Here is an 18,592-nt window from a genome sequence, read left to right as displayed (position 1 = left end):
ATGAGCCCCTCGATCGCGCTGCTGTATATCCGCACTCCCATGCTCGATATCGCCTACGAAGCCCATGGCCCGGCCGACGGTGAAGTGGTGATTCTGCTGCACGGTTTCCCCTATGACCCTCGCGGCTACGATGCCATCGCGCCGGTGTTGGCCGAGGCCGGTTATCGCGTGCTGGTGCCTTACCTGCGCGGCTACGGCCCGACCCGGTTTGTGCACGCCCAGGTGATGCGCTCCGGCCAACAGGCGGCGCTGGCCAAGGATCTGCTGGACTTCATGGATGCCCTGGCCATCGACCAGGCCGCCCTCGCCGGTTATGACTGGGGTGGGCGCGCCGCGTGCATTGTCGCGGCGCTTTGGCCCGAGCGCGTGCGCTGCCTGGTCACTGGCGACGGTTACAACATCCAGGACATCGCAAAGTCCATCCAGCCCCGCGCGCCAGTCACCGAGCATCGGTTGTGGTACCAGTTTTACTTCCACACCCAACGGGGCGTCGATGGCCTGACCGCCAACCGCCGCGAGTTGTGCGAACTGTTGTGGTCGCTCTGGTCGCCCTCCTGGGCTGCGGGGCCGAGCCTTTACCCGCAGACGGCACCCTCGTTTGATAACCCGGACTTTGTGGAGGTGGTAATCCACTCCTATCGCCATCGCTTCATGTATGCCGAGGGTGATCCGGCGCTGGAAGTGATTGAACAGGCGCTGGTGCAACCACCGCCGATTTCGGTGCCCACCATTTCGCTGTGCGGTGCCGACGACGGTGTCGGCCCGGCTCCCGAGGTGGATGACGATGTGGGTAATTTCAGCGGATTCTATCGGCGCCGGGTGCTCGCCGGGGTGGGCCACAATATTCCCCAGGAAGCACCGCAGGCCACGCTCGATGCACTGTTTGAACTGCTTGAACAGACTCAGGCCGGCGCCGAAAACCGCTCGCGATAAAGCTGCGGGGTGATCGACAAGGCGCGGATAAAACTGCGGCGCATGGTTTCTTCGCTGCCAAAGCCACATTGCGCGGCGATGCGTTTGATTGCCACGGCGCTGTCGGCCAGTTGCCGGCGTGCGGTTTCCACGCGGATCAGTTCCACCGCCCGGGCCGGGGTCTGGCCGGTTTCGGCGCGGTAATGGCGTACGAAGCTGCGTTCGCTCATGCCGCACGCGGCCGCCAGGGTCGCGATGTTCAAGTCCAGGTGCAGGTGCTCGGCAATCCACCCATGCAATTCGCTGAAGCGGCTACCGCCCTTTTGCAGGGACAGGGTGACGCTGAACTGCGACTGGCCACCGGGGCGCTTGAGAAACACCACCAGGTGCCGCGCCACTTCCAGGGCCACCGCGCGGCCCAGGTCCTGTTCCACCAGGGCCAGGCACAAGTCGATGCCGGCCGTGACGCCCGCCGAGGTCCAGAGCGAGCCCTGCTGGATAAAGATCGGGTTGGCCTCGACCTGCAACCTGGGGTATTTGCGCGCCAGTTCCTCGCAGCGCGTCCAGTGGGTGGCGACCCGACAGCCATCGAGCAGGCCACTGGCGGCCAGCAGAAAGGCGCCGGTGCACACCGAAGTCATGCGCCGCGAGTGCCTGGCTTTTTGCCGGACCCACTCCAGCAGTTGCGGATCCTCGGCCGCCCCATACACGCCCCAGCCGCCAGCAATCACCAGGGTGTCGCAGGGCGTGTCGGCGCCAGGCAACGGCTCGGCCACCAGGGCCAGGCCGGCGGAGGTCATCACCGGCTCGGCCTGGGCGGCAATCACGTTGACCGCATAGGGCAACGGCAAGCCTTGCTGGCGCGCCAGGTCGTTGGCCGAGGCAAACACTTGCAACGGTCCGGTGACGTCGAGCACCTGCACATTGGCAAAGGCGAGCACATGGATGATTTTCGGCATGATTGGCGTGATTAGTGGGCTCAATGGCGTATGCGCCAAAGCCTAGGCCACTAGAGTGAAGCCGTCCATCCCTCTTCCTGGAGTTTGACCATGACCTTGCAGATCGGCTTTGTGTTGTTCCCCGGTATTCAGCAACTGGACCTCACCGGCCCTTACGACGTGCTGGCGTCGTTGCCGGAGGTGCGACTGCATCTGATTTGGAAAGACCTGGCGCCGATCACTTCCAGCAGCGGGTTGGTGCTGTCGCCGACCACCACCTACGACGACTGCCCTACCCTGGATGTGATCTGCGTGCCGGGCGGCTCGGGGGTTGGGTCGCTGATGGAAGATGAGCCGACCCTGGACTTTCTGCGGGCGCAATCCCAGACCGCACGTTATGTGACGTCGGTGTGTACCGGCTCGCTGGTGCTGGGCGCTGCGGGTTTGCTGCGCGGGCGGCGGGCCACCACGCATTGGGCCTACCACGACATGCTGGCCACCCTCGGCGCCACGCCGGTGCAGGAGCGCGTGGTGCGCGACGGCAACCTGTTTACCGGGGGAGGCATCACTGCGGGGATCGACTTTGCCCTGACCCTGGCGGCCGAGTTGTACAGCGAGGCGGCGGCGCAGTTGGTGCAGTTGCAGCTTGAATATGCGCCGGCCCCGCCCTTCAATGCCGGCCGCCCGGACACTGCACCACAGCAGGTACTGGACGAGGCGAATAAGCGCACCGCTGAATCACGCAAGACCCGGGGCGAAATTGCCGCACGGGCGGCGGCGCGGCTGGGCTGAAGGCCGAACTATTTTCCCCTGTGGGAGCGGGCTTGCTCGCGAAGACGTCGGCCTAGCAAACATTGATGTTGACTGACCCACTGCTTTCGCGAGCAAGCCCGCTCCCACAGGGGATGTGCGTCGGGGCAGAAGCTTGGGCCACACCACAAATCAAAGGTGGGAGCTGGCTTGCCTGCGATCGCGGTGTGCCAGCCTCCAAAAATAGTGGCTGAACCGCCGCCATCGCGGGCAAGCCCGCTCCCACAGGGGATGTACGTCGGAGCAAAAGCTTGGGCCACACCACAAATCAAAGGTGGGAGCTGGCTTGCCTGCGATAACGGTATACCAGCCGCCAAAAATAGTGGCTGAACCGCTGCTATCGCGAGCAAGCCCGCTCCCACAGGGGGTGTGCGTCGGGGCAAAAGCTTGGGCCACACCACAAATCAAAGGTGGGAGCTGGCTTGCCTGCGATAACGGTATACCAGCCGCCAACAATAGTGCCTGAACCGCCGCTATCGCGGGCAAGCCCGCTCCCACAGGGGGTGTGCGTCGGGGCAGAAGCTTGGGCCACACCCCAAATCAAAGGTGGGAGCTGGCTTGCCTGCGATGACGGTATACCAGCCGCCAACAATAGTGCCTGAACCGCCGCTATCGCGGGCAAGCCCGCTCCCACAGGGGGTGTGCGTCGGGGCAAAAGCTTGGGCCACACCACAAATCAAAGGTGGGAGCTGGCTTACCTGCGATGGGGGTATACCAGCCGCCAACAATAGTGGCTGAACCGCCGCTATCGCGGGCAAGCCCGCTCCCACAGGGGATGTGCGTCAGGGCAAAAGCTTGGGCCACACCACAAATCAAAGGTGGGAGCTGGCTTGCCTGCGATGACGGTATACCAGCCGCCAACAATAGTGGCTGAACCGCCGCTATCGCGGGCAAGCCCGCTCCCACAGGGGATGTGCGTCAGGGCAAAAGCTTGGGCCACACCACAAATCAAAGGTGGGAGCTGGCTTGCCTGCGATGACGGTATACCAGCCGCCAACAATAGTGCCTGAACCTCCGCCATCGCGGGCAAACCCGCTCCCACAGGGGGTGTGCGTCGGGGCAGAAGCTTGGGCCACACCACAAATCAAAGGTGGGAGCTGGCTTGCCTGCGATGGGGGTATACCAGCCGCCAACAATAGTGGCTGAACCGCCGCCATCGCGGGCAAGCCGGCTCCCACAGGGGATGTGCGTCGGGGCAAAAGCTTGGGCCACACCACAAATCAAAGGTGGGAGCTGGCTTGCCTGCGATGACGGTATACCAGCCGCCAACAATAGTGCCTGAACCGCCGCTATCGCGGGCAAGCCCGCTCCCACAGGGGGTGTGCGTCGGGGCAAAAGCTTGGGCCACACCACAAATCAAAGGTGGGAGCTGGCTTGCCTGCGATGACGGTATACCAGCCGCCAACAATAGTGGCTGAACCGCCGCTATCGCGGGCAAGCCCGCTCCCACAAGGAGAGGCACCTGCCGTCTACAAGGTGCGTGGCATCAGCGCCAGGCGCACGGCCAATACTGTCAGCACCGTGGCCAACCCCCATTTCTGCAAGCCGGCGGTTCTTTTACTGCCGGCGAAAAACCGGCTGATCGCCCCGCCAAAAACCCCGAGCACGGCATGAAACACCCCGGCAATCAGCGTCAGGACCAGGCCCAACTGCACCAATTGCAGGGCAATGGGCCCGGCCTCGGGCTTGACGAACTGCGGCAGGAACACCATGAAAAACAGCAGCGCCTTGGGGTTGAGCAGGCTATTGAGCATGGCGCGCATAAACACCCCGCCCAGGCGTACCCGCACAACCTGGGCGGTGTCCAGGGATGGCTTTTTTTGCAGGGTCTTGAACGCCAGCCACAGCAGGTAGACCACGCCGGCATAGCGAATCAGGTCAAAGGCCGGCGGCCAACTGGCCACCAGGGCGGTGACGCCGGTGGCGGTCAAGGCGGTCAGCAGCAGGTCCGCCACCCCGATCCCCAACCCGGCCGCCACTCCACCCCGCCAGCCATAGCTCACGCCATGGCTGATGACAAAGGCCATGTTCGGCCCGGGCGACAGCAGCAACAGCAGCACGGAACCAGAGAAAACCGCCAGGGTTGCGAGATCGATCATGCTCAACTCATCCGCCAGGGAAAACCCAAGATTAGTCTCACCGCGCCCCCCGCGACCAGCCTCCAGGCACAACACCTGAAGATAGGTGATTGCCCAATGCCACAGGCCACGTCTAGAATGCGAACCGTTATCAATTAAGACGCCTGCGCCAGGACGACTATGTCGAGCGAATACCCAGCGGATCATGCGGCAATCGGCCAGCTCTACCAGGCCCACCATTCCTGGTTGCATGGCTGGTTGAAGCGGCGCACCGGTTGTCGCGAGCATGCCGCCGACCTGGCCCAGGAAACCTTCGTCCGCCTGCTCAATAGCCGCAAGCAGCACAGTTTGCTGCAACCCCGGGCCTACCTGAGCAGCATTGCCCGCAGCCTGATGATCGACCAGTATCGGCGGCGCGAACTGGAACGCGCCTACCTCGACAGCCTGGCCCATTTCCCCGAACACCAAGCCCCTTCGCCAGAAACCCGCCTGCTGATCCTCGACAGCCTGGAGCGCATTGACCGCCTGCTCGACCAACTCAAGCCACGGGTGCGCGAAGCCTTTTTGCTGGCGCAACTGGACGGCCTGACCTGCCCGCAGATCGCCCAACGCCTGGGGCGTGTCCAAGGCCACCGTGGAGCGCGACCTGGCCAAGGCCCTGCACGCCTGTTATCGGTTGCGCTATGCCGACTGCTGACCCGCGCCTGGTGGACCAGGCCATCCAATGGATGATCAAGCTGCGCTTCAACACCACCGATGACGCCAGCACCGCCGCGTTTGAACGCTGGCTGGCCAGCAGCGCCGAACACCAACTGGCCTGGCAGCGGGTCGCGACGATGAATGATGATTTTCGCCATCTGCCCGCCCAACTCGGTCGCCAGACCCTGGACAGCGCGCGCCGACGAATCAGCCGCCGCGAGGGGCTTGAAGCTGCTGGGCCTGGTGGCCGGGGCCGCCGGGTTGACCTGGCTGGGCCGCGACTACACGCCGCTGCCGGGGCTGCTGGCCGAGTACCGCACGGCCACCGGTGAGCAGCGCTGGATCAGCCTGGATGACGGCAGCCGTATCCAACTCAACAGCGCGAGCGCCATCGACACTGCGTTCAACCGCGAACGGCGCCTGGTGCAGCTGCGCCAGGGCGAGATGCTGATTGATACCGGCAGCGATGGTCGTTCGCCCCGGCCCTTCTGGGTACAGACCCACAACGGTTATCTGCGGGCCCTCGGTACGCGCTTTATGGTCCGCGAAGAACCCCAGGGCACGCTGCTCGCGGTGCAACAGGGCCAGGTCGCGGTGTTTGCTGGGCACGCATCGGGCGCTGCTCGGCAAGTCGTCGCGTCCGGCGAACAGGTGTTGTTCAACCGCCTCGCAATTTATCCGCCACCCGCCACCGGCCTCGACCCCTGGGCCTGGAGCGACGGCGTGATCAGCGCGCGCAATATGCGCCTGGATGACTTCCTCAGCGAACTGGATCGCTACCGCCACGGCGTGTTGCGTTGCAGCGAGGCCGTCGCCGGCCTGCATGTGTCCGGCACTTATCAGGTGGGCGACACCGATCAGGTGCTGGCGTTGGTGGCCCAGGCATTACCGGTCAGTGTCACCTACCGCAGCCGCTATTGGGTCACGGTCACCCCGCGCACCGCCCGCTCCTGAAAAATAAATGAGGTGAATTCTCATTGCCGTTCGACCTGTAAGGAAAGGCCGATCAACAGGCCCGTTCTGTCCACTTCCTTCAGGAGCAACCCGCGGTCATGCAAGCGTTCCCCTCAAAAAAATCCCCCCTGCGCCAAGCCGTCAATGCCGCCCTGCTGGGTGCCTGCCTGGCAAGTGCCCTGCCCGGCGGCGCCCTGGCCCAGGAGCCGGCGCGCGACAGCCAGACCCGCGCCTGGAACATTGCCCCTGGCCCACTGTCCAGCGCCCTGGATCAATTCGCCCGTCAGGCCGGCATCAGCCTGTCTTTTGACGCCAACAGCGTGGCCGGCAAGCACAGCGCGGGCCTCAACGGCGCACTCGACAGCGAGCAGGCCCTCGGCCAACTGCTCCAGGACCAAGGCCTGCAAGCCCAGCGCCAAAGCGACAACAGCTGGTTGCTGCTCCCGTCGGTGGGTGAATCCGGCGCGCTGAACCTTGGCGCCACCACCGTCACCGGCGAACGCCTGGGGGCCACCACCGAAGGCAGCGGTTCCTACACCACCGGCGCGGTGACCATCGGCAAGGGCCAGCACAGCCTGCGGGAAACCCCGCAATCGGTGAGTGTGATGACCCGCAAGTTGATGGATGACCAGAACATCCACACCATCGACCAATTGCTGGAGCGCACGCCGGGGATCACCACCTACGAATCGCCCATGGGCGGCAAGTATTTCTATTCCCGCGGCTTCAAGATGCTCGGGCAGTACCAGTACGACGGCGTGCCGCTGGATATGGGCAAGGACTATGTCCAGGCCGACAGCTTCACCGCAAACATGGCACTGTATGACCGGGTGGAAGTGCTCAAGGGCGCCGCCGGCATGCTCAAGGGTGCCGGCACCGCCAGTGGCGCGGTGAATTTCGTGCGCAAGCGGCCCCAGGACAAGCCCACCACCAGCCTCACGCTGTCGGCCGGCACCTGGGACAACTACCGCGCCGAAGTGGATACCGGCGGCCCGCTGAACGACAGCGGCACCGTGCGCGGCCGGGCAGTGGTCAGCCAGCAGAATCGCGGTTCGTACATGGATATTGCCAAGCGCCAGGACCAGGCCATCTACACCGCCCTGGACATGGATATCAGCCCCGACACCACCCTCGGTTTCGGCGCCAGCTACGAAGACGTCGACGCCACGCCGTGCTGGGGCGGCATCCCGCGCTACAGCGACGGCAAGAGCATCGGCCTGAGCCGCTCCACCTGCCTGGGCCAGTCCTGGAACGACTGGCAAAGCCGGCGCACCACGCTGTTCGCCGACCTGACCCACCACTTCAATGACGACTGGAAACTCAAGGTCAGCGCCGTCCACAGCCGCAACCTGCAAGACATCAAATACGCCGCCAGCGAAGGCACCGTGGCCTATGGCGATCCGGCCCCCACGGCCAACAGCTACGCCGCCCTGTTTGACTACGATCACAAGGACTATGGCCTGGACGCCTACATCGACGGCAAGTTCGAAGCCTTTGGCCTGGAGCATGAGCTGATCCTCGGCGCCAACGGCAGTCGTGGCAGCCAGGACGATGTGTACGCGATCCGCAACCTGCCCCAGCGCCAGACCATCTACCAGCCCAACCATCACTTCCCGGAGCCGGCCGACGACACGTTCTGGCCGAACATGTACCGCGGCGGCACGGTCAAGGAGACCGCCACCCAGTACGGCACCTACGCCACCCTGCGCCTGCGGCTGGCCGAGCCGTTGCTGCTGGTGGTCGGCAGCCGCGTCAGTTGGTTTGAAAACCGCCGCCAGTCCAACAACCTGGCCTGGGGCGAGTGGAGCGTGCAGGATGCGCGCACCAAGGAAACCGGTGAAGTCACGCCCTTTGCCGCGCTGATCTATGACCTCAACGACAACCTCTCGATCTATACCAGCTACGCCGATATCTTCCAGCCACAAAGCTCCTACGCCACCGTCAGCGGCGCGGCCCTGAAGCCGAAGATCGGTGAGAACTACGAGCTGGGGATCAAGGGCGAATGGTTCGACGGGCGCCTCAACAGCTCCCTGGCACTGTTCCGCGCGATCGAGAAAAACGCTGCCGAGACCGACTACATCGCCCACTGCGGCACCTCGGCCGACGGCTTCTGCTACAGCGACACCGGCAAGGTCCGCGCCCAGGGCGTCGAGGCCGAGATCAGCGGCGAACTGCTTGAACGCTTGCAAGTCTTCGGCGGCTATACCTACACCCAGACCAAGACCCTGAACAATATCGACAGCCAGGCCGAGGGCCGGGCCTCCACCAGCTACGTGCCACGCCATATGTTCCGGCTGTGGGGCGATTACCAATTGGATGGTGCCCTGTCGAAATGGACAGTGGGCAGCGGCGTCAGCGCCCAAAGCAGCAACTATCGGGTCCAGACCATCAAGCTGGAACAACCCGGCTACGCCTTGTGGAGCGCACGCCTGGCGTATCGGGTCGATAACACCTGGACCGTGGCGTTGAACGGCAACAACCTGTTCGACAAAAACTACTACCAGACCGTGGGGACCGCGTCCTGGGGTAACTTCTACGGCGAGCCGCGTAACGTCACCGTGAGCCTCAAAGGCGACTTCTGATCCCCATCCCCCTGTAGGGGCCGGCCAGCCGGCTCCTATCCCCGTCAAAAAAGCTTTGCCCGCCCAGCAGGATAATTGGCGTTTTTGTTCCTACACTGCAAAAAGCCATCACTCATTCTCAATAAATCTGAAAAACCCAACAACAAATGTCAACAAACCGTCACAACAAGAGTATCTTATGACACTCGACGGCAAAACCCTTACGAAATGTCAAAACCTTGACATCGCACCCATAAGGAGCCATCATTTAGCCACTATTTAGCAAAGCACCTGCACCTAGACAGGTTATTGCGCGTTACCCAGCGAAAGCAGTCGTTCGCATTGCGCCACTTATAAGCAACTGCCTTATGGATGAGCAAACGAACAGGGAAGTCCTGGTGGTGCATTGAGGGATGTTTTATGCGTGAGAAGTCGTCAGTCGATAGCCTGTTTCTGACTCGTACCGGTTTTGTTGAATTCTTTGTGGTTTTCGTCAAGTTAATCCACGGCCTGACGGCGGTCCTGCCGGCGATGATCCTGTTGTTCTACCCGGATCCAGTCGACCCGCAAATGCGTGGCCACTACCTTGGGCTGCTGCTGTTTTTTGCGATCCTGACCATTATTCTGTTCCAGGCCCTGGGGGTGTACTCCGAGGACCTGTTCAGCAACCGCCTGCGTTTTCGCGTGATGCTGGTCGCGTGGATCTCGGCGTTTTGCATCCTGCTGTTCATGTACCAGATCCTGCTCCTGTTCCCGCAGTTGAGCCCGCGCAACCTGATGTTCTGGTTCAGCCTGAGCCTGGTGCTGTTTGGTGTGGAGCGCATCCTGATGCTGCGCCTGTACCGCAACCTGATGAAGAACGGCAAGTTCCTGCAGCGCACGGTGATCCTCGGCTTTACCGACACCGCCATCCATGTGGCCGAACACCTGTCGCGCAACAGTGATATCCGCTCCGGCCTGATCGGTTTTATCGACGACCGCACCGAACGCATTCCCAAGGAACTGAGCAGCCTGCCGTTGCTGGGCAACACCCGCGACCTGGAAAAGCTGATCAGGTCCGAACAGGTCAACCAAGTGATGATCACCCTGCCCTGGGCCGCCGAGCAGCGTATCAACGGGCTGGTCAAGCGCCTGCGGCAGATGTCGGTCAACGTCATGCTGGTACCGGACATGGCCGCCCTGCGTTATGGCCACAACCGCATTACCGATGTCGGCGGCATCTTGATGTTCAACACCTCGCAACTGCCGCTGCGCGGTTGGTCACCGTTTATCAAGCGCTGTGAAGACCTGCTGCTGGCCGGTGCCGGCCTGCTGCTGTTGTCACCGATCATGTTGGTGACCGCCATTGCCATCAAGCTCGACTCCAAAGGCCCGGTGCTGTTTCGCCAGAAGCGCTACGGCTACAACGACAACCTGATCCGGGTGTTCAAGTTCCGCTCGATGTACGTCGACCAGACCGACTTCAACGCCGAGTGCCAGACCACCCGCAGCGACCCGCGTATCACCCGCGTCGGGCGGATTATCCGCAAGACCAGCATCGACGAGCTGCCGCAACTGTTCAATGTGCTGCTGGGCAACATGTCGATGGTCGGCCCGCGCCCCCATGCCACCGCCACCAAGGCCGCCGGGATTCCGTTCGAGGAAGCGGTCAGCGAGTACAGCTCGCGGCACCGGGTCAAGCCGGGCATCACCGGGTGGGCGCAGATCAATGGCTACCGGGGTGAAACCGACACCCTGTTCAAGATTCAGAAACGGGTCGAATACGACCTGGAATACATCGCCAAATGGTCGGTGTGGTTTGACCTGTACATCGTTTTCATGACGGTCCCGGCCGTCCTTTCCACCAAGGAAGTCTATTGATGAACCCTCTCAACGGATTGATTCCCTGCATCATTTCCGGTGGCTCGGGCACGCGGCTGTGGCCGGTTTCGCGGCAGAACATGCCCAAGCCGTTCATGCGCATGCACGACGACCAGAGCCTGTTGCAGAAAACTTTCCTGCGCGCCAGCCACCTGCCGGGGGTCGACAGCGTGCTGACGGTGACCAACCGCGACCTGCTGTTTCGCACCCTCGACGATTACCGCGCGGTCAACACCGGCCAACTGGGCCTGGATTTGCTGCTCGAACCGTTTGGCCGCAACACCGCAGCGGCCATCGCGGTCGCCGCGCTGCATGTGCAGGAGTTTTTCGGCGCTGATGCGCAATTGCTGGTGATGCCGGCCGACCACCTGATCCTCGATGAAAGCGCCTTCGCCCAGGCCGTGGCCCAGGCCCGCGAATTGGCCGACGCTGGCTATCTGGTGACCTTCGGCATCCAGCCCGATCGCCCCGAGACCGGCTTTGGCTATATCGAACAAGGCGCGGCGCTGGCCCAAGGCTTCCGTGTCCAGCGTTTCGTCGAAAAACCCGACCTGGCCACCGCCCAAGGCTACCTGGACGGCGGCAAGCACCTGTGGAATGCCGGAATGTTCTGCTTCAAGGCCGCCACCGTGCTCGACGAGCTGGCGACCCACGCCCCGGCCGTACTGGACGCGGCCAAGGCGGCGCTGGAGCACAGCACCAGCCTGCAGAACAGCAGCAGCCGCCAGCGCGAACTGAACCCGCAAGGCTTTGGCACCGCGCCGGACATCTCCATCGACGTGGCCCTGATGGAGAAATCCGCCCAGGTCGCCGTGGTGCCCTGCGATATCGGCTGGAGCGATATTGGCTCCTGGGAAGCCCTGCGCCAACTGACCCCCAGTGACAACAACGGCAACCAGATCAATGGCGAAGCGATCCTGCACGACGTGCACAACTGCTATATCGACTCGCCCAAGCGCGTACTCGGTGCGGTCGGGGTGCGTGACCTGATCATCGTCGACACCCCCGACGCGATCCTGATCGCCGACGGCAACCGCAGCCAGGATGTGCGCCATATCGTCGCCGAGCTCAAGCGTCAGAACCATCCCGCGTTCAGCCTGCACCGCACCGTCACCCGGCCCTGGGGCACCTACACGGTGTTGGAGGAAAGCACCCGTTTCAAGATCAAGCGCATCGTGGTCAAGCCCAAGGGGTCGTTGTCTTTGCAAATGCACCACCACCGCAGCGAACACTGGGTGGTGGTCAGCGGCGCGGCAATGATCACCAATGGCGAGCGCGAGATCCTGCTCAACATGAACGAGTCCACCTATATTCCCGCCGGGCACAAACACCGCCTGACCAACCCCGGCATCATCGACCTGGTGATGATCGAGGTGCAGAGCGGCGAATACCTGGGTGAAGACGACATCGTGCGCTTCGATGATATCTACGGCCGCACGCCCGCCAGCGAGCCCAAGCCCTGATGCGGACTTCCCTGATCATCCCGACCCGCAACGCCGCCAGCCACCTCGACCGGCTGCTGCCGGCGCTGCGCATGCAGACCCTGCAACCCGACGAGATGCTGGTCGTGGACAGCGCGTCGAGCGATGCCACGGTGGCGCGCTTTCGCGAGTTCGGTGCGCGTGTCGAAGTGATCGCCGCCCGCGACTTCAACCACGGCGGCACCCGTCGCTGGGCCAGCGAGCACGTGGGCGGCGACGCCCTGATCGTGATGACCCAGGACGCGATCCCGGCCGAGCCCGAGACCTTTGCCAAGCTGCTCGCCGAGCTGCAACAGGACCCACTCAACGGTGTCGCCTATGGCCGCCAACTGCCGCATCCCGGTGCGGGGGTGTTGGGTGCGCAGTCGCGCCACTTCAATTACCCGGCCCACAGCCGCAGCAAAAGCCTGGCCGATGCGCCGCAGCTGGGGATCAAGACCTGCTTTAGCTCTGACTCGTTTTCCGTGTACCGGCGCAGCGCCCTGGAGGCCGTGGGCGGCTTCCCCGCCGATGTGATCGGCAGCGAGGACGCCTACGTCGCCGCACGCATGCTACTGGCGGGCTGGAAGGTGCAGTACGCCGCCAGCGCCCAAGTCTATCACTCCCACGATTACCGACTCATGGATGAGTTTCACCGCTACTTCGACATTGGGGTGTTCTACGGCCGCGAGCCGTGGATCCGCCAGGCGTTTGGCGACGCCGGCGGTGAAGGTAAACGCTATGTACTGGCCGAATTACGTGCCTTGCGCGAGGCCAACGCCTTGCACCGCGCCCCCGAAGTGGTGGTGCGCAGTGCCTTTAAATTGCTGGGCTATCGCCTCGGCCACCTTGAACGCTACCTGCCCAAATCGCTCAAGCAGCGCCTGGGCATGTTTTCCACCTACTGGACTTGAGCCGTCATGAAGACTACCAACCGACGTTCCCGTCTTACCCTGTTCAGCCTGTTGAGTGCCTCGATCTGGCTGGCTGGTTGTTCGACCCCTGCGCGGGTGCCGCTTCCTGACAACAACACGCTCAAGGCCGGCCACCAGGCGGCGCTGACCTTGGCCGACCTGCCGCCCCCGCAGGTGCTGATCCAGAGTGGCGACCTGTTGCGCATCGTGCGCGATGCCCAGGAGCCGGCGGCGGCCGACGACATGACAGTGTTCGTCGTACGCCCCGACGGCGTGATCTCCATCCCCAACATCGGTCGCGTCAAGGCGGCATTGCGCACGCCGGAAGACCTGGGCAAGGAAATCACCGACAAGTACAAGCGCATCTACCGCGAGCCGGCAGTGACGGTGAACATCGCCAGCGCCCCGAGCAACAAGGTGTTTATCGGTGGTGCGGTGCCGAACCCGGCGTTTTTCGACCTGGCGGGGAATGTCAGTGTGGAGCAGGCGTTGCTTAGTTCCGGGGGGGTGTTGTCCTCGGCGGATGCCTCCAACGTGGCCCTGATGCGTACGGGTCCGGATGGCAAGTACAAGACCTACTTCATCAGCTTGAACAACATGCTGACCGATCCCAATCACCCACGGGTGGCCCTGCAGCGTGGCGACCTGATCTATGTGCCGCAGTCGGGCATCGGCGCCACTGTGGAAGCCGTGGATATGTACTTCACCCGCCTGTTCCCGATCAACAAGGGCATTGGTGTGGGCCTGAACTACGACCTCAACGACAGTGGCGTGAAGAACAGCGGCAACACCATCTACAACAACCCAGTCATCAACGCAGGCCAATGATTATGGACCAGGCTTCGTATCACTCGAACCGACTGTTCCCGTCTGGCGTACACCACATATTCAATGGAGTGATCCTGTGATCGAAATCCGCTCTCTACGCGACCTCTTGCGGTTGTTTTTCATCTTCCGCCGCGAGTTCAAACTGGCCGTGATCACCACGATTGTGGTGGCCGTGTTGGGTGCCTTCCTGTTGCCGGCTCGCTACGAGTCCGACGCGCGCTTGCTGGTCAAGCCAGGACGGGACAACACCACGTTGCCGATCGAAGCCGCCAACCGCCAGACGCTGATTGCGCCCAGTACCCAGCACGACCCGATCGTCGATGAGGAGAAGATGCTCACCGGCCGGCCCATCGTACACATCGTTGCCGAGCGCTACCTGGCAATGACGTCCGAGCCGCCACAGGGCTTCTGGAAAGTCACCAAGTTCTACGTCAAGAAAGCCGCCGGTGAAGTACTGGATGCGGTGCGCAGCGTCCTGCAATTCGTCGGCCTGGCCGAGAAGCAAAGCCCGCTGGAACGCCTGGCGACCAAGCTGGAGAAGAACTTCGAAGCCGGCCACGAACCGGGCTCCTCGGTGATCGAAATTTCCTTCACCTGGGACGATCCGGCCATCGCGCAGAAAGTCGTCGAGACCTGGGTCGATGCCTACCTGGAAGAGCGCGCGCGGATTCTCGGGCGCAAGAGCCTGCATACCTTCTATGAAACCGAACGCAGCAAGGTCGCGACCAACATCCAGGGGCTCAAGGATGAACTGCAGGGCCGCTTGAAGCAGATCGACTCGATCAGCGTGGACGCGCGCCTGAAAAACCTGACCAACCAGATCGACCGTGTCACCGACGCCAAAGTCACCGCGCAGAACCAGATCGCGGGGATCCGCAGCTTCCTGGCCAACGCCAGCCAGCAGATCAAGAACCAGCCGGCCGAAGTGGTCACTGGCCGGGAAACCAGCCTCAACCCGACCCAGTTGGACCTCAAGCGCCAGCTCAATGCCCTGCAAGTAGAACGGGCGCGCCTGCTGCGCACCTATCTGCCGAACACACCGCAGGTCAATCAGATCGAGCAGAACATCCGCGACATGGAAGCCCTCAGCGCCCAGGAAGCGACACGCCTGGAACGCTCGCAAAACACCGCGCCCAACAGCCTGGTGATCAACGTCAAGCAGCAGATCATCGACGCCCAGTTGCAGGAGCGCAAACTGGCCGGGGAAATCGAGAACTACGACAAGACCCTCGCCGAACTGCGCGCCCAGCGTGACCAGGCGATGACCGATGAACCTGAGCTGAACAAGCTGACCCAGCAACTGCGCACCGCCGAGAAAAGCTACGCGTTGTACTCGGAAAACCTCGAACAGGCGCGCATCGACCACGCACTGGACAGCAGCCAGATCAGCAACATCGCCCTGATCGAACACGCCACCCTCAACCCGGCGCGCGTGTTTCCCAAGAGCCTGCTGATTCTGCTGTTCACCATTCCTGCCGGCCTGGCCGTCGGTTTGCTGACCATCTACGTGCTGTACCTGCTGGACCAGCGCATCCACGACGGCGCGCGCTTGCAGGAAGTGTTCGGTGTACCGCTGTGGAGCAGCATCCCCGATGTGCAGCACGCGACACCGGCCGCCCTTACCGCCAGCATCTATCGCTTGTACAGCCTGCTACCCGCCGAGCGCATCGCCAGCGAGGGCTTTGCCCTGGGCCTGACCTCGGCACGGCACGGCGAAGGCGTGAGTTTTATCATCGAGCAACTCAAGCGCCTGCTCGAAGAGCGTGGTCACCGGGTCTCGGTCAACGGCACTGAAGCGGCAAAGCCGGGTGAAGTGTTGCTGCTGGACGCCTCGGCCCTGTCATCCAACCCGCAGGCGTTCCTCACCCTGCGCCGCGCCGAGCAGATTGTGCTGGTGATCGAAGCCCGCACCAGCACCGTGCCGACCATCGAGAACGCCCTGTCGCTGCTGACCACTGCGTTCGGCAAAGTGGATGGGATGATCCTCAACCGCCGCCGTTTTGAAGTGCCGGCCAATGTCCTGGCACGGCTCAACAGCTGGCGCGGTGCGGCCTGATGCGCATTGCGTTGCTGGCGCCACTGCCACCGGAGCAGACCGGGATCGCCGACTACGCTGCGCACTTGCGCAGCGCGTTGCGCGAACGGGGCCTGGAGGTGCTGACGCCTCTGGAAGGTTGCCTGGACCTGGCTGAACAATTGCGGCGCCTGCAGGCCTTTGACTGGCGCGGTGTGGACCTGGTGCATGCCGAGCTGGGCGGCGGACGCTTTGCCGAGTTCCAGGCCCTGGACTACTTGCGCCGGGCCCAGCCGCAATTGCCGCTGACCGCCACTGTGCATGATCCGGAGCGCCTGATCTGGCGCCGGGCCAGGCTGTTTTTCCCGCTGACCCTGCTCGAACGCCTGCCCCACCCGCTGCCCCAGGCGGCGGCGCTGCTGGCCGACCCATTGACTCTTTTCGAAGAACGACGCCTGGCCAAAAGCATGCGCCGCCTGATCACCCTCACCCGCCTGGGTGGCGATTGCTTGCGCCAGCGCATGGGGCTAAAACCTGAGCAAGTGGCGGTGATTGCCCACGGCAACCTGCCCATCGCCCCTGTGGCCTTGCCGCCGTTGCAACCGTTGCGCCTGCTGTATTTCGGCTTTATCTACCGCGGCAAGGGCATCGAAGATCTGCTGCAGGCCCTGGCCCGCTCCCTGAGCGCCCACCCGCAATGCCGTGGCCAGGTGCGCCTGACCCTGGCCGGTGGCACCGCGCCGGAGATGACCTTCGACCCCGCCGGCAATTACCTTGAGGGCCTGCGCCAACTGATCACCACCCTGCACCTGGGCGATGTGGTGGACTGGCAACTGGACCTGCCCTCAGCCGACATTCCCCATACCATCCAGGCCCACCATGTGATGGTGCTGCCGTACCGTGAATCGAAAAAACTCGGTTTCCTCGGCCAGATGCGCGGCACCAGTGGCGCGCTGTCCTGGGCCAACGCCTGCGGGCGCGGAGTGATTACCTCCAATGCCCGCGCCTTCGCCGAAGAAGTCGCCGGTGGCAATGGCATCACCTATCAACAGGGGGATATCGCCTCGTTGAGCGATGCCCTGAACCGCCTGATCCTCGACCCGCAACAGGCCCGCCAATGGGCCGACCACGCCGCCGACATCGGCCGGCAGCGCCAGTGGGCCAGCACCGCGCAACGCTTTGCCGAGTTGTTCCAGGCCGCAGTCAAGGAGCCTTTGTGATGAATGTTTCGTCAACTCGCCGGATGTGGCGCTACCTGCCACTGGTCATTGCAATGGCCGTGGGCGGCGCACTGCTGCTCAGTGAAAACGTCGACGCGGAGCCCGTGAACCTGGCGCCCCAGCGCACTGTGGAGTGGCGCGAGTTCCTCGGGGTGAACGCGCATTTTCTATGGTTCAAGCCCGAGCAGTACCAGAAGCAGATACGCCAATACCAGAAACTGGGGCTGGACTGGGTGCGCGTCGACCTGCACTGGGACCGCCTGGAGCCCAAGGAAGAAGATTATCAACTGAGCACCTTCGATGAATTGGACCGCACCCTGACTGCCGAGAAAATCCGCTCGGTGTTCTACCTGGTGGGTTCGGCGCCGTTTATTACCACCGCCCCCAAAGGCGCAGAATTCCAGGACCAATACCGCCCGCGAGACGCCAGTGTGTATGCCCTGCGTCTGGCCCTGTTGGCCAAGCGCTACCCGAATATCAACGCCTGGCAGGTGTGGAACGAGCAGAACCTGCCGAACAACTGGCGCCCGCAAGTGAATGCCGAGGAATACGCGCGCTTGCTGCTGGCCAGTCACCAGGCACTGAATATCGCCGCACCAGACAAGATCCAGGTGATGGGCGGCATGGCCTACTACAGCCAGATGCCCCCGCGCGGCAAAACCCTGATGTTCGAAGCCCTCGGCGCGCTGGGCGTGCAAACCCTGGGCATGGTCGCGGCGTATCACCCGTACTCGATGACCCCGGAAACCGACGAGCCGGGCAAGAATGAAGTGCTGCTGCGCGGCGACCAACTCAACGCCGTGCTGCACGGTGCCGGAGTCAAGGATGTGTGGGCCACCGAGTGGGGCTGGTCCAGCTATGCCGGGCCCAAGGAGATGCAGGACCTGATCGGCGTCGACGGCCAGGCCGATTTCACCTTGCGCCGCCTAGCGCTGATGGCGTCCCAGGATTACCAGAAGATTTTCCTGTTTGCCCTGTCCGACCTGGATGAACGCGCCTCCGTACGTGACCAGCACTATGGCCTGCTGGACCTCAACGGTGAACCGAAGCCGGTCTACAGCGCCCTCGCCCGCTTCCTGGAGATCACCGGGCCGACGCTCAAGCCGGGGGTCACCCCCGTGCTCGAGGACGTACCCAAGACTTTTTACAGCGTGGCCTGGACCCGCGAAGACGGCAAACACCTGTTGATGTACTGGAGCGCGGAAGGCACCCGCATCACCTTGCCCAAAGTGCAGCACGCCGAACTGCTGGACCCACTAACGGGCGCCAGGCAGACCCTAAACGATTACAACGGCATTCGCCCCGTGGTGAAACCGTCGTTGCAGATATTGGTGTGGTAGCACG

12 protein-coding genes and 2 pseudogenes are annotated in these 18,592 nt (G+C 63.1%); 12 read left to right on the top strand and 2 right to left on the bottom strand.

What is annotated here, in order from left to right; genetic code table 11:
- Positions 1-933, top strand: coding sequence for an alpha/beta fold hydrolase (locus PSH80_RS09855; protein WP_057959154.1), 933 nt, complete (start codon positions 1-3; stop codon positions 931-933).
- Here the strand turns inward: PSH80_RS09855 and PSH80_RS09850 are convergent.
- A complete protein-coding gene (locus PSH80_RS09850; RefSeq protein ID WP_305420559.1) occupies positions 903-1,871 on the bottom strand; it encodes a GlxA family transcriptional regulator in 969 nt (322 codons plus the stop codon). The genes PSH80_RS09855 and PSH80_RS09850 overlap by 31 nt on opposite strands.
- A 90-nt stretch (positions 1,872-1,961) precedes the next feature.
- Here PSH80_RS09850 and inhA point away from each other — a divergent pair, with 90 nt between their 5' ends.
- Positions 1,962-2,642, top strand: a complete 681-nt coding sequence (gene inhA / locus PSH80_RS09845) for an isonitrile hydratase (RefSeq protein ID WP_128593662.1) — start codon at positions 1,962-1,964, stop codon at positions 2,640-2,642.
- Between the two features lie 1,487 nt (positions 2,643-4,129).
- On the opposite strand, the gene PSH80_RS09840 is transcribed toward inhA, so the two are convergent.
- On the bottom strand, positions 4,130-4,759 hold the full coding sequence (locus tag PSH80_RS09840; protein WP_057959064.1) for a LysE family translocator: 630 nt from the start codon (positions 4,757-4,759) through the stop codon (positions 4,130-4,132).
- Positions 4,760-4,918: 159 nt separating this feature from the next.
- Between PSH80_RS09840 and PSH80_RS09835 the strand changes: the two are divergent.
- From PSH80_RS09835 to PSH80_RS09790, 10 genes and pseudogenes are all read left to right on the top strand, one after another.
- Positions 4,919-5,435: pseudogene (locus tag PSH80_RS09835) on the top strand (sigma-70 family RNA polymerase sigma factor).
- A pseudogene (locus PSH80_RS09830) lies at positions 5,422-6,391 on the top strand (FecR domain-containing protein). Before PSH80_RS09835 ends, PSH80_RS09830 begins: the two co-directional pseudogenes overlap by 14 nt.
- A gap of 98 nt (positions 6,392-6,489) precedes the next feature.
- Positions 6,490-8,973, top strand: a complete 2,484-nt coding sequence (locus PSH80_RS09825) for a TonB-dependent receptor (protein WP_057959061.1) — start codon at positions 6,490-6,492, stop codon at positions 8,971-8,973.
- Between the two features lie 399 nt (positions 8,974-9,372).
- Positions 9,373-10,812, top strand: a complete 1,440-nt coding sequence (locus PSH80_RS09820) for an undecaprenyl-phosphate glucose phosphotransferase (RefSeq protein ID WP_057439111.1) — start codon at positions 9,373-9,375, stop codon at positions 10,810-10,812.
- On the top strand, positions 10,812-12,275 hold the full coding sequence (locus PSH80_RS09815; protein ID WP_282405780.1) for a mannose-1-phosphate guanylyltransferase/mannose-6-phosphate isomerase: 1,464 nt from the start codon (positions 10,812-10,814) through the stop codon (positions 12,273-12,275). Before PSH80_RS09820 ends, PSH80_RS09815 begins: the two co-directional genes overlap by 1 nt.
- Positions 12,275-13,186 (top strand): glycosyltransferase family 2 protein, encoded by a 912-nt coding sequence (locus PSH80_RS09810; protein WP_057439113.1) that lies wholly within the window; start codon positions 12,275-12,277, stop codon positions 13,184-13,186. The genes PSH80_RS09815 and PSH80_RS09810 overlap by 1 nt, the downstream gene beginning before the upstream one ends.
- Before the next feature lie 6 nt (positions 13,187-13,192).
- Positions 13,193-14,014, top strand: a complete 822-nt coding sequence (locus PSH80_RS09805) for a polysaccharide biosynthesis/export family protein (protein WP_057439114.1) — start codon at positions 13,193-13,195, stop codon at positions 14,012-14,014.
- A gap of 76 nt (positions 14,015-14,090) precedes the next feature.
- Positions 14,091-16,070: an exopolysaccharide transport family protein gene (locus PSH80_RS09800; RefSeq protein ID WP_057439115.1), complete on the top strand. Its 1,980-nt coding sequence runs from the start codon at positions 14,091-14,093 to the stop codon at positions 16,068-16,070.
- Positions 16,070-17,248: a glycosyltransferase gene (locus tag PSH80_RS09795; RefSeq protein ID WP_169990421.1), complete on the top strand. Its 1,179-nt coding sequence runs from the start codon at positions 16,070-16,072 to the stop codon at positions 17,246-17,248. The genes PSH80_RS09800 and PSH80_RS09795 overlap by 1 nt, the downstream gene beginning before the upstream one ends.
- Positions 17,248-18,588, top strand: coding sequence for a beta-xylosidase (locus PSH80_RS09790; protein WP_057959059.1), 1,341 nt, complete (start codon positions 17,248-17,250; stop codon positions 18,586-18,588). Before PSH80_RS09795 ends, PSH80_RS09790 begins: the two co-directional genes overlap by 1 nt.
- The last annotated feature ends 4 nt before the right edge of the window (positions 18,589-18,592 follow it).

Source organism: Pseudomonas sp. FP818, assembly GCF_030687335.1.
Taxonomy (GTDB): Bacteria; Pseudomonadota; Gammaproteobacteria; order Pseudomonadales; family Pseudomonadaceae; genus Aquipseudomonas; species Aquipseudomonas shahriarae.
The sequence above is the reverse complement of the archived record's forward strand: the minus strand, read 5'-3'. Positions and strand labels throughout refer to the sequence as shown.